Origin of the sequence: Laceyella sacchari (assembly GCF_004343255.1) — a bacterium.
GTDB classification, from domain to species: Bacteria; Bacillota; Bacilli; order Thermoactinomycetales; family Thermoactinomycetaceae; genus Laceyella; species Laceyella sacchari.
Map to the genome: position 1 here is coordinate 1,335,033 of NZ_SMDD01000001.1, position 12,809 is coordinate 1,347,841.

Below are 12,809 nucleotides of genomic sequence, written 5' to 3' on the forward strand. Positions count from 1 at the left end.
AGGAAAATTTTTTGTATAAAATTTAATTCCACTTCTTCTTATAAAATTCCTACTAAATCATTTAGTTCACACAAATAATAAAAATCTAAGTTTTCTAAATAAAAAATAGTTATTATACATATCATGCACGACCTGTTTCAGATCGTGCATGGAATATCAGACACCGGGAACCACAATTACTTCTACCCGGCGATTTTTCTGCATGTTTTCAGGAGAATCGTTAGCCACAAGCGGTTTCGTTTCTCCCCACCCTTTCGTTGACAGCAGTGCTTCGTTTACGCTGAACTTTTCTACCAACGCCTTTTTCACTGCGTCAGCCCGCTCTTGCGACAATTGCAGATTATGCTCATGGGTACCCCGATGATCGGTATGCCCATGAATCTGGAAGGAAGCATTTTCCGTTTTGGAAAGGGATTTGGCGATTTGAGCCAGCGCCGGATAAGCCTCTTTGCGCAAGACGGCCGAGTCGGTATCAAACAAGATGTGGTCTGGCAGTTCAATCACCACATGCTTGTCGGTCGTTTTGATCTCCATGTCAGGATGGATCATTTCCGGCGGTACATATTTGAAATTGGACGGTGCCATCTTAGGTGGCGTATAGGGTGGGGCTGGTATGTACATTTTCGGCGGTTGGTATAAATCTTCGGCAGGCGCCACCTTGTATAAATCATCCGGATCAGGTGCTGCATAAGGTGCTTCTGACTGATTGGACGAGGAGTTTTCTTCTTTCTGGGCTTGTTGATCGGCCATCGTCTTGCTATTCGTACAGGCGGCTGCAGACAGCGCCACAGAACCGGCCATCACAACAGATAAAACCCTTCTCATGTGATCCACCTCCAATCAAATACTACAATATAGTCCTATCTCTTTCAATTCTGGCAGAAGGTGCAGGGATTCTCCCATCCGTTCGCAACAGCCAATCACAGCGGACAGTCTATTCATTATAATCAAGTGTAAACACCACAATGGCATCATTTTCATGATCAATGTAACAAATCGACCGATATGAACCCATATTTAACTGAAGATTTCCTTCCAATCCAAACAAGCGTCGCATCTCCACCCGCGGTGGGAAGCACTGGAGCTCTGCCATCGTTTCCATGATGGTTCGCTGTTCCGAAGGAGATTGCTCCTGCAAAAAAGGGACAATTGCGGCGCTGATCATCACGTGGCAGTCGATCGGCCCATTCCAATTTGCTGGAACAGCCAATTCATTTTGCAACTCGCTTAGCGTCAATTGTTCCGACAAGCCGCTCATTTGTTCCATTTCCCTTTCAGAAATGGAACGATCCACCGCTTCCTTCTTTTCAATCTCGGCATAAAATCGCCTTTTCTGAGATTGAGACGCATCCTGACTCGCTGTTTGCACCAAATTCAAAAGGAAAGCATGCGCCGCTTTCCACTCCCGCGGATCAAGTCGGTCAATGAGATCATATAAGTCTTGTTTTGAAACATCCATGGCGACCCCTCCACTGAATAGACATCAGGTGCATTGTACGCTCAATCATCCCACAGACGCAAATTTTTTCTTGTGCAGATACAATGATTGCACCCTTGATCCACTTCAGCTTTGACCATACTTTCTCATCTTTCTCAACAGCGCGGTGTGGCTGATCCCCAAATCGCGAGCGGCTTGGCGGACGCTCTTGCATCGCTTGAGCGCCTCAGCCACGATTTCCCTTTCATAGGCTTCCATCCGTTCCTTTAGCCCAACGGCATTTGTCGTCCCCTTGCTAGTTGGTTTATTTTCAATATGAACCTTTTTTAGCTCCTTTTCCTCTTCAAGGTAGAGATAAACACTTCGCTCGATCACATTACGCAATTCGCGGACATTGCCAGGCCAATCATGGGTCAGCAGCATATGCATAGCTTGGGAAGACAAAGGCAACGGCGGGCGGCCGGCCAATCGGCGGAATTTTCCCGCAAAATGGGACGCCAAAAGCGGTATGTCGCTTTTTCGTTCCCGCAAGGGGGGAAGCTGGATCGGTATCACATGCAAGCGGTAATACAAATCACCCCGAAACCGACCTTGCGCCACCATCGCTGACAAATCCCGGTTGGTTGCTGCGATGATACGGAGATTAATCGGGATACGCTTATCGCCGCCAACCCGCCGCACCGCCCGTTCTTCCACCGCATGTAACAATTTTGCCTGCAAATGGAGAGGCAATTCGGCCACTTCATCCAAAAACAGGGTTCCCCCTTGGGCCATTTCAAACAATCCCTTTTTTCCGCCTTTGGCCGCACCGGTAAAAGCACCCGCTTCATAACCGAACAATTCGCTTTCCAATAGCGCCTCGGGAATAGCCGCGCAATTGACAGGGACAAAAGGCCCGTCAGCATGCAAACTCTCGTAATGAATGGCCCGCGCAAACAACTCTTTGCCCGTCCCGCTCTCCCCGTACAAGAAAATGGTTGCGTCGCACCGGGCCACGCGTTTGGCGAGGGCGATGCAACGAGCCATTTCTTCACTACGATGCACAATGTCCGCAAATTGAACCATCCCTGTACTCTTGACTGATTGAATCAAATCGCTGATCTGTTTCATGTCCCTGATCACAATCACGATCCCCTGGTTGCAGTTGGCCGTTACCGAGCGGATCGGGTAGTAGCTGGCCACCATTTGCACCGTTTCCCCAGTCTTCCTTTGAATCGTCACTGTCTTGTTCAATACCTCGATCCCGCTTTCCAAACACTGCCTGCAATCAACAATATGCCTTCCCCACACATCTGCGAGTGGTCTCCCTTTCAACTGATCCCATGGAATCGGCAACATACCGTGTGCCGCCCGATTGACAGCTTGAACGCGCAACGTTTGATCCAACAGGATCATCCCTTCAGAAACTGTTCCCAAGATCGTGTTCATCTGATCTTCCCTGCCTTCTGAAGGCAAGAAAGGAATCACGTCGATGCGCCGCACACCGGAGATCTCCCCTATGGAAGAAATGAGCTGACTGTGCAACCTCTGCTCTAACGATTTGATTTTGATATAGATGTAATGCGGCTTCACTTCCATTCGAATGATACTGATATTAGAACAAAGAAAACAACCGATTACATCATGAGTGATTCCGACCCGGTTCTCCGTCTCGATCTCAAACGTCGTCGTTTCCATGTCAGCCACCCTTTTTCGGTGTTTTCTTTTATCTTAACAGAGTCTCTGTGTCCATATCACACAAATGAAAGCGCATTCTCAAGATCGCAGATGATATCCTGCACCTCCTCAATACCGACTGACAATCGAATGAGACCATCTGTGATCCCCATGTTAAGACGCTCTTCCCGTGGGACAATGGCGTGCGTCATCGAAGCTGGATGTTGGATCAGTGAGTCAACATCCCCTAAACTAACTGCCAATCGACACAGCGACACATGATTAAGCATCCGCGTCGCAGCTTCATGCCCGCCCTTTAATTCAAAACTGACCACTCCACCAAAGCCGTCCATCTGCTTTTGGGCCAACGCATGCTGGGGAAATTCAGGCAATCCGGGATAGTGAACACGCTCCACTTGAGGGTGCGACACTAAAAACTGCGCCACCGCCTGTGCATTTTTCGTGTGTGCTTCCATTCTCACCGCCAGCGTCTTTAATCCACGAAGGAGCAAAAATGCATCCATCGGCCCGAGAACGCCGCCAAAATCTTTTTGTGTGGTCTTTTGCACCTCCTCCAGCAACGACCGCGGACCTGCGACCAATCCAGCGATCACATCCCCATGCCCGCCGATATATTTGGTCGCACTATGGATAACCAGATCACAATCCCATTCGATCGGCCTTTGCAAATATGGGGACATAAAGGTGTTGTCCACAATAGTAGTAACACCTAACTCCTTGCCCACTCGCCCGACCATCTCCAGATCAATCAACTCCATGGTAGGATTGACAGGCGTTTCTACGTATATCAGCTTGGTGTTCGGCTTAATCGCTTGACGCAACATTTCTTCATCGCTCATGGTGGAAAGGGAATGCTCAACGCCAAACCGGTTTTTCAACCAATTCAACAAGCTGAATGTACATCCATACATCCCTTTGGAGCACAAGATATGATCACCTGTTTTCACCAAAGCCATCAACACCGCTGATACCGCCGCCATACCCGAAGAAAACGCCAAGGCCATCTCCGCCTTTTCCAAGGATGCGATCTTCTCTTCCAAAGCGGTTACCGTCGGATTCCCCAACCGGGAGTAAATGTATCCCGACGCTTCACCAGCAAAGCGTTCCGCCCCCTCCTCCGCTGTGGGAAACACAAAGGTTGATGTTTGATAGATCGGTGGAACGAGCGGCCCTCCGGCGAATCTTTCATGGGCGGTATCATGGATTGCTTTGGTAGCAAACCCGAATTCTCTTTTTTGTTGTGAATGGCTCATTTCCCTATCCCCTTTCTGCTGTCTTTACCATCAGAACATGCAAAAGGGGTGCCAACCAAAAACACTCTTTATCTCGCCGTTTATGAACATGCATTGGAAATCATTCGAACCGTGTTGGCATCATATGTTTCCACCATCATTGCCCATTTTGAACCGAATTTATAACTTTTGTAACAATTTCGCATTTATACGTCATACTTTCTACAACTTTTTTATGTACAATAATTAAGTTCACCGAATGGGCTGGGGAACATGCCTCTACAGTCATAACTTCAACCCATTCGGCAACATCGACCTATCTTTTCCCAATTCTTGAAGAGATACCTCATGGCTTGGGGTATCTCATTCCCCCGTTTTCCTCAATGCTTTCTTGGCAATACATTGGCGGGATATCCCTCCCGCTCATGTAGCCCCCCAGCATTGATTCCCATTCCCTTGCATCATTCTGTCAGCAACGTACCCCGTTTCTCTCCGACCCTCACCCTGTGTTCCCAGGGGGACAATTTTGATGGCCCAGAGAGAAACCGTTCCCATCTTTCTCCTTCCGCCGACTTGCACTCCCTGGGCGTACAATGAGAGGTAAATAAACGTATCCCCTTCTTTGACATAACTAAAAGCCCTTTCCCCTCTCAAAGGTAGGTGAAAGAGCTTTTGTTTATACAAAGTAAGTGTGATACACGGCCTGTTCACTGTTGCAAACCCTCGATTTGCTGCGCCAGCTTGGACAGTTCTTGGACTGTTTTCATCAGTTCTGAGTTTTCAAAAGTGGTCGGATCAATTTTGGCATCTTTCAACGTCGTCATATACATCTCAATCGCTGCATTCAATTGTTCATTGTAGCTGACGATTTGTTGATGAATATCTTGCGCGATCTCTGGAGGGGTCAATTTGTTAAAAGACTCCATGCTCTGTTGCAAGGCTTGTAGTTTGTTTTCCAATTCCTTACGGACATTTTCATCCGTGACAGCCTGCTCAACCAATGTTTGAGCTTCATTCGCAAAATCACTCACCAAGGTGATGTAGTCAGCCGCTTGTTTGGCGTAATTGATGGAATTGCTTACTTCTTCGACAGCAGCACAACCACTTAACAACACGGCTACCATAACCAACAAAATCCAAGCTTTTTTCATGTCATAATCCCTTTCTTTTGCAATATTGAATAAATGATTTCCGTTCGTGTTTCAACACTTGCCTGCTTCAAGTTGCAAACGAAAGGACCATTCTGCCCCAGGGCGGGCGAGATCGTCCGTCATCACCTCCTTCTTACCCGCAGACGTGTCTTCTGAAACAGACAAGGCAGAAAAATATTTTCCATTAAAAATGAGTTATGGTATAAACAAGGGACCGTTTGAAACAGGGGGGAATGCACACATGGAAAATCGCCTCAGATTGCGTGAATTGGGTATCAAGATCGGCGATTTGACACTGGTGAATTAAACGGCTTGACTGACGTGCCCGGGGTAAAAGTCGGCCACCACACCTTGTCCTATGATTTGGAGGCAGGAAAAGCAGTAAGAACGGGAGTGACAGCGATCTTGCCGCATGGCGGCAATCTGTTTCAAGAAAAAGTGCTGGGAAGTGTGCACGTGATCAACGGCTTCGGAAAAACGGTTGGTTCCATTCAACTCCAAGAGCTAGGTACCATCGAAAGTCCCATCATGCTAACGAACACCTTGTCCGTTCCCGCCGTAACCGAAGGAACCCTTCGCTACCTTCTCGACCAAAACAGCGACATTGGTGAATCGACCGGAACCGTCAATGTACTAGTGGGTGAATGTAATGACGGGTACCTTAACGATATTCGAGGATTGCACGTCAGACCGGAGCACGCTTATCAAGCGATTCAATCAGCGACGACAGAAGCAGTGGCAGAAGGTTGCGTGGGTGCCGGAACAGGCATGTCCTGTATGGGCTACAAAGGCGGGATCGGCACCAGTTCCAGGGTAGCCCTATTCGCTAAACATATCTATACGGTCGGTGCTTTGGTTGTCAGCAATTTCGGTGAAGAACGCGATCTGCTACTGCTTGGGCGTGGCCGGACAACAGTGGCATCACACACACACCCTCCCACTCAAACACCTGACGGGTCCATCATGATCGTTATCGCCACTGATGCGCCTGTCAATGAGCGACAACTGCACCGCATGGCCAAAAGAGCCACCTTTGGCTTGGCACGCACCGGGTCATACGCCGCTCATGGAAGCGGAGACATCGTCATCGCTTTTTCTACCGCCCATCGCATCCCCCATTATCCAGACGGGCTAACCCGTTCGTGTACTTACCTTGTTGAGGACGGGGAAGCCCATTTCCCGTTTGTTTGAAATGACCGTGGAAGCGGTGGAAGAAGCGATTTGGAATTCACTGTGTAAAGCAACCACCACAACCGGCAACCACGGCAGAATAAAACGGGCGATCGAATACGACTTGTTCCTGTCCAATCTTGCCCATCCGTAACCATTAGGCACCACAAAAAAGACGAGACGATTTCACCCCAGCTCACCTGAGGCAAAACCGTCTCGTCAGTCCTTCCTATCGCTTGATCTCTCAACCCAATTCTAACAACAGATCGCCCGCTTCAATGGTTTGTCCATCCTTCACATAAATGGCTTTCACTTCACCGTCAAACGGAGCTTGCACCGTCGTCTCCATCTTCATCGCTTCCGTGACGACGAGATATTCTCCTTTTTTCACTTTATCTCCCGGCTCCACCAACACTTTCAACACTTTGCCAGGCATGGTCGCGCCGATTTCCCCTGGCACATCAGGATCCGCTTTGCGGTGGGCATGGGCGTCTTCTTGCACTGACAAGTCACGCACAGTCACTTCCCGCGGTTGGCCGTTTAATTCGTAGTAGATGGTTCGCGTTCCATCGGAATGCAACGAACCTACATTGATCAGTTTCACAATCAAGGTTTTGCCCTGTTCAATGTCCACCTTGATTTCCTCACCCAAACGCAGGCCGTAGAAGAAAGTGGGCGTGTCCAAAACCGAGAGGTCGCCAAATTCACTCACTTTCTTCTCCCGATCGAGGAATACTTTCGGATACATGATGTAGCTCAGCAAATCATATTCTGTAACCGGCCGTCCGATCTTTTCTTCAAGTTCCGTACGCACCTTGGCGAAGTCCACTGGTTCCAGTCGTTCCCCCGCACGGCAAGTGAAATGTTCCCGACCTTTCAAGATCAGCTTTTGCAAAGTCTTTGGGAATCCCCCCGGCGGCTGTCCAAGATACCCTTGGAAAAATTGGACCACCGACTCTGGAAAGTCCAACCGCTCCCCTTTTTCATACACATCTTGTTCCGTCAAGTTGTTTTGCACCATGAACAAAGCCATATCTCCCACAACTTTGGAGGAAGGAGTCACCTTCACGATATCGCCGAACATCCGGTTGACCGTCGCATAGGTTTGTTTTACTTCCTCCCAGCGGTCGCCCAACCCGACGGCAATTGCCTGCTGATGCAAGTTGGAGTATTGCCCGCCAGGCATTTCATGCTCGTACACCTCTGAGCTGGGAGCCTTGATCCCACTTTCAAAGCCAGCATAATACGGGCGCACATCTTCCCAGTAATCGGACAGCTTCTGCAAGCTGGCCAGGTCCAAACCAGTTTCCCGCTCCTGCCCCGCAAGCGAAGCCACCAATCCGTTCAGACTGGGCTGGGACGTCAGCCCCGCCATGGAGCTAAGTGCAGCGTCAACAATATCGACACCCGCCTCATATGCTTTAATCAAGGTGGCCATTTGGTTGCCGCTCGTATCATGAGTATGCAGATGAATGGGCAGACCCACTTCTTCTTTCAATGCCGTAATCAATTTGTACGCCGCAAAAGGCTTCAGCAAACCAGCCATATCCTTGATGGCGATCATGTGGGCACCGGCTTTCTCCAGCTCCTTAGCCAAATTCACATAATACGTCAGCGAATATTTGTCGCGGTTTGGATCTAAGATATCCCCTGTGTAACAGATTGTCGCCTCGGCAATTTTGCCAGCTTCACGCACCGCATCAATAGCCACCCGCATCCCTTCCAACCAGTTGAGGCTGTCAAAGATACGGAACACGTCGATCCCAGACTTGGCGGCTACTTTAACAAATTCTTGGATGACATTGTCGGGGTAATTCGTATAGCCCACCGCGTTGGCTCCACGGAACAACATTTGGAACAGGATGTTGGGAATCCGCTCACGCAATATGTGCAATCTTTCCCAAGGATCTTCATTTAGAAAACGCATGCTGGTGTCAAAGGTGGCCCCGCCCCACATTTCCAAAGAAAACAAATCTGCCCCCAACTTTCCGGTAGCTTCGGCAATGGCTAACAAATCATGGGTTCGCACGCGTGTGGCAAACAAAGATTGATGCGCGTCCCGGAAAGTCGTATCCGTCACCAACAACCGTTTGCTGGACTTCACCCATTCCAGCAGCCCATCCACGCCTTTTTCCTGCAAAATCTGCTTCGTACCCGCGGGGTATGGCTGATCGACAGAAGTCGCCGGTATGCGTGGTGTAGCAAAGGTTGGCTTTTTCCCGTTCGGCAACCCAGGATGACCATTGACGATCGTCTGACCGATATAAGTCAACAACTTGGTACCACGGTCTTTCCGTTTGGGAAACACAAACAATTCTGGCGTGGTATCAATAAATGACGTATTGTATTCGCCGCTCAAGAAGTTCGGATGCTGAACCACATTTTCCAAAAACGGAATATTCGTTTTCACACCCCGGATTCTAAACTCCTTCAGGGTTCTCAGCATTTTCTTCGCTGCTTGCTCATAAGTCATCGCCCAAGAAGACACCTTCACCAACAACGAATCGTAATGCGGAGTGATCACCGCGCCAGGATAAGCGTTACCCGAGTCCAATCGAATTCCAAATCCCCCGCCCGACCGGTACGCGAGCAACCGTCCAGCTTCCGGAAGAAAGTTTCTCGCCGGATCTTCCGTTGTCACACGACATTGGATAGCAAAGCCACGGGTGGTGATGGAATCTTGCCCCTGTATACCGATCTCAGGATCGCTCAATGCATACCCTTCGGCAATCCGGATTTGCGATTGCACGATGTCAACACCTGTAATCATCTCAGTAATCGTATGCTCCACCTGCACACGGGGATTCACCTCGATGAAGTAAAAACGGTGATCGGGGGTGACCAGGAATTCAACCGTTCCTGCATTGCAATAACCAGCGGTTCGCATGAGCCGCAATGCCACTTCACAAATCTCGTTTCTCAGCTTTGGCGGCAAGGAAACACTAGGAGCGACTTCCACCACCTTTTGATGACGACGTTGAATCGAGCAATCCCGCTCAAACAGATGAACGGCATTTCCGTATCGGTCAGCCAAGATTTGCACTTCAACATGTTTAGGCTGCTCCAAGTATTTTTCAATGTAGACATCCATGTTACCAAAAGCCGACTTCGCTTCAGACCGAGCTCTCTCAAAAGCTTCTTCCAGCTCTTCACTGGTGCGAACGACGCGCATACCGCGCCCGCCGCCACCCGCCGCGGCCTTCAGGATGATGGGAAATCCATGCTGTTCCGCAAATTCGCGTGCTTCATCCAATGATTGAATAGGTTCAGGTGTACCCGGAATGACGGGGATGCCTGCTTGAATAGCCATCGCCCGGGCATCTACCTTATCCCCAAACATTTGGATGTGTTCAGGCGACGGCCCGATAAACACAATGCCTTCCTCAGCACATCTCTTTGAAAAGTCAGCATTTTCCGCTAAAAATCCATATCCAGGATGAATCGCATCCACATGATGGCGTTTGGCCACTTCTAAGATCCCTTCAATATCGAGATAAGCCTCGATCGGCCCCTTGCCTTCCCCAATCAGGTAAGCCTCATCCGCTTTGAAACGGTGGAGCGACACTTTGTCCTGTTCAGTGTAGACAGCGACCGTGCGAATCCCCAACTCTGTACACGCACGAAAAATGCGGATAGCGATCTCTCCCCGATTGGCTACCAACACTTTTTTGAAAGGTTTTACCACGCTCATGAACAAACGCCTCCTTTATAGGATGTGAAACACTTCTGGCAGGCATCGGAACCAAACCGCTCCCCGACGCCCCCTTTCTTTTATCATACACTTAGCGGTGATCCGTTGGGCGGATCACTTCAAAAAACTTATGGATGAAACACGCCTCCTATCGCCTGGGGAAAGCAGTCAGAAGTAAATCTATCAAGTTGAATCTAATAATTATTATTCATATTAACATTATTATATCTGTAAATGAATATTTATTCAGCGCAACGATTGATTTGTTTTTCACATTTTCGCCATAATGATATAAGTATAAATTCAAAAAACATAGATGAAAGGTTATCTTTCATGGATTAAAATAAAGTTTTGGCTGGAGGTGAAATTGTGAGCCTATTACATATCCGCTATAAACAGCTAAGTGAAAAATATAATGAGCTTGACCCCGCCAAACAGCAGCGTATGAAGGCGAAATTGGTCAAGCAACTGAAACGCCAAAAGCGGATGGGCAACCTTTGGAACCAATTTTTAACACGCCTTCGCAAAGACGGATGGAAAATCGTCGCCGTCTTGCTCAGCATCGCCGCATTGGTCTGCCTCGCCTATGTTGGAGTCAAAGTATGGATGAACACCAAAGGCTTGCAGGCGGAAGAAAACGCCGCGATCATCACCGGTATTGTGGCGCTTGTCACCGTGGCGATCACAGTCTACTCCAATCGCCGATCCCACATGCAAGGGCAACGCTCTTTTGTGCACAGCCGTATCTATGACAAAAAAATGGAGGCCTACACAAAGATTGCCCAACTGCTTCACAATCTCAACATGGCGTATTTCGCATATGATTTTTCAGGCGAAGCGAAATACGCGGAAAGAATTCGTTCCCTGTTTGCACAAGTGATCGGGGAAGTGGTTCCCCAATACTTGCTGTTTATCTCCAACGACGTGTTGGATTATCTCAATGATATGGCGCATACCATGCCCAATCGCGACGAAGAGACGGAAGAGGAAATCGATGAGAAATACGAGCAGTTCCTGCTTTATTATTACGAACCGCTGATGGATGAGTTCCGAAAAGAACTTGGCACCGAATCGATCACAAAAGAGCTTCGGGAAATGGTGGAATTTCAATCATCGGAAAAGTTCCACCTCTTCTGATCACGAACGGTTTAAGCAAGGGAGCTGTCCCCCTTGCTTGGCCGCAATCGATGCCATAATAGAACGTCACTTCACCGCATCGGTTGCAACGGGTGCAACGCCTGTCTCTTCCGTTCCACAAATCGCGCCATCCGTCGAAAAGCTTCCCTTAACTCCTTGATCGATGTGGCATAAGAACAACGAATATGCCCCTTCCCCGTCTCCCCAAAAGCGCAACCGGGTACAACGGCCACTTCTTCTTCAGCCAGCAATGCCTCAGCAAATGCTTGTCCATCCATTCCCAAATCAGTGACGCGTGGAAAAACATAAAAGGCTCCGGCAGGCACATTGCAAGATAGTCCCATTTCCGCAAACGCGGACACCGCCAGTCGCCTTCGCTCGTCATATTGCCGCACCATCTCTTGGCATGGCCCCCCACCGTTTCGCAACGCTTCGACAGCCGCAATCTGACTGATCGTCGGAGCGCACAAGGCTGTGTATTGGTGGATCTTCAACATTTCTGACAACAGCAGTTCAGAAGCAGCCACGTATCCAACCCGCCAACCAGTCATCGCAAATGCTTTAGACAGGCCGCTAACCAAGATAACCCGGTCTTTGATGGAAGCAAAAGAAGCGATAGACACATGTTCTTTCTCATAGGTTAATTCGGCATAAATCTCATCGGAAATCACGATGAGATCCCGCTCTTCAATGAAACGAGCAATGGGCTCCCAATCTTCCCTGTCCATGATGGCGCCCGTTGGGTTATTGGGGTAGCAAAAAATCAAGGCTTTGGTATGAGGTGTAATCACTCGCTCCAGATCTTCCACCGTCAGCTTAAATTCATGTTCCAGTGATGTTGGCACCGGCACGGGCACCCCTCCGCACAGTCGCACGATTGGACCGTAAGGCACATAGCTCGGCTCGACAACCAGCACTTCATCCCCGGGATCGATCAGCATCCGCAACGCCAAGTCGATGCCTTCACTGGAGCCGTTGGTCACCAATATCTCATCATGCCGATATTCCAAAGCAAACCGCCTGAACAAATAAGAAGCAATTTCTTCAACCAACTCAGGCAAGCCCCGGTTAGATGTATAATGGGTCATCCCCAGCTCCAACGCTTCAATCCCCGCTTTGTTTATGGACGGCGGCGTACTGAAATCAGGCTCTCCTACCCCCAGCGAGATTACGGAGGAATTTTGGCTGGCGATGTCAAAAAAACGCCTGATGCCTGACGGCGGGATTTGTTTTACGATACGTGATACCTTGTCGTGGATAGACATATTTTTCACCAACTAATTCTACTCAAATATTCCTTTTTCATATGCTTT

At 48.9% G+C, this 12,809-nt stretch carries 8 protein-coding genes and 1 pseudogene; 2 read left to right on the forward strand and 7 right to left on the reverse strand.

All coding sequences use genetic code 11. From position 1 onward, the window contains the following. Positions 1-156: 156 nt before the first annotated feature. From EDC32_RS06450 to EDC32_RS06470, 5 genes are all read right to left on the reverse strand, one after another. Positions 157-825 (reverse strand): OmpA family protein, encoded by a 669-nt coding sequence (locus EDC32_RS06450; RefSeq protein ID WP_132220624.1) that lies wholly within the window; start codon positions 823-825, stop codon positions 157-159. 109 nt (positions 826-934) lie between these two features. After that, complete coding sequence (locus EDC32_RS06455; RefSeq protein ID WP_132220626.1) at positions 935-1,459, reverse strand: hypothetical protein; 525 nt, start codon at positions 1,457-1,459, stop codon at positions 935-937. Positions 1,460-1,564: 105 nt separating this feature from the next. After that, positions 1,565-3,115 (reverse strand): sigma 54-interacting transcriptional regulator, encoded by a 1,551-nt coding sequence (locus EDC32_RS06460; protein WP_132220628.1) that lies wholly within the window; start codon positions 3,113-3,115, stop codon positions 1,565-1,567. 56 nt (positions 3,116-3,171) lie between these two features. Beyond that, positions 3,172-4,368, reverse strand: a complete 1,197-nt coding sequence (gene megL, locus EDC32_RS06465; RefSeq protein ID WP_132220630.1) for a methionine gamma-lyase — start codon at positions 4,366-4,368, stop codon at positions 3,172-3,174. A gap of 686 nt (positions 4,369-5,054) precedes the next feature. After that, positions 5,055-5,498, reverse strand: coding sequence for a DUF6376 family protein (locus EDC32_RS06470; protein WP_132220632.1), 444 nt, complete (start codon positions 5,496-5,498; stop codon positions 5,055-5,057). A gap of 241 nt (positions 5,499-5,739) precedes the next feature. On the opposite strand from EDC32_RS06470, the pseudogene EDC32_RS06475 reads away from it, so the two are divergent. Beyond that, a pseudogene (locus tag EDC32_RS06475) lies at positions 5,740-6,822 on the forward strand (P1 family peptidase). A 90-nt stretch (positions 6,823-6,912) separates the two neighbouring features. Here the strand turns inward: EDC32_RS06475 and pyc are convergent. Beyond that, on the reverse strand, positions 6,913-10,359 hold the full coding sequence (gene pyc / locus EDC32_RS06480; RefSeq protein WP_132220634.1) for a pyruvate carboxylase: 3,447 nt from the start codon (positions 10,357-10,359) through the stop codon (positions 6,913-6,915). A 369-nt stretch (positions 10,360-10,728) separates the two neighbouring features. Here pyc and EDC32_RS06485 point away from each other — a divergent pair, with 369 nt between their 5' ends. Further along, positions 10,729-11,496: a hypothetical protein gene (locus EDC32_RS06485; protein WP_132220636.1), complete on the forward strand. Its 768-nt coding sequence runs from the start codon at positions 10,729-10,731 to the stop codon at positions 11,494-11,496. A 71-nt stretch (positions 11,497-11,567) separates the two neighbouring features. Here the strand turns inward: EDC32_RS06485 and EDC32_RS06490 are convergent, their stop codons facing one another. Further along, positions 11,568-12,761 (reverse strand): aminotransferase class I/II-fold pyridoxal phosphate-dependent enzyme, encoded by a 1,194-nt coding sequence (locus EDC32_RS06490; RefSeq protein WP_132220638.1) that lies wholly within the window; start codon positions 12,759-12,761, stop codon positions 11,568-11,570. Positions 12,762-12,809 lie beyond the last annotated feature (48 nt).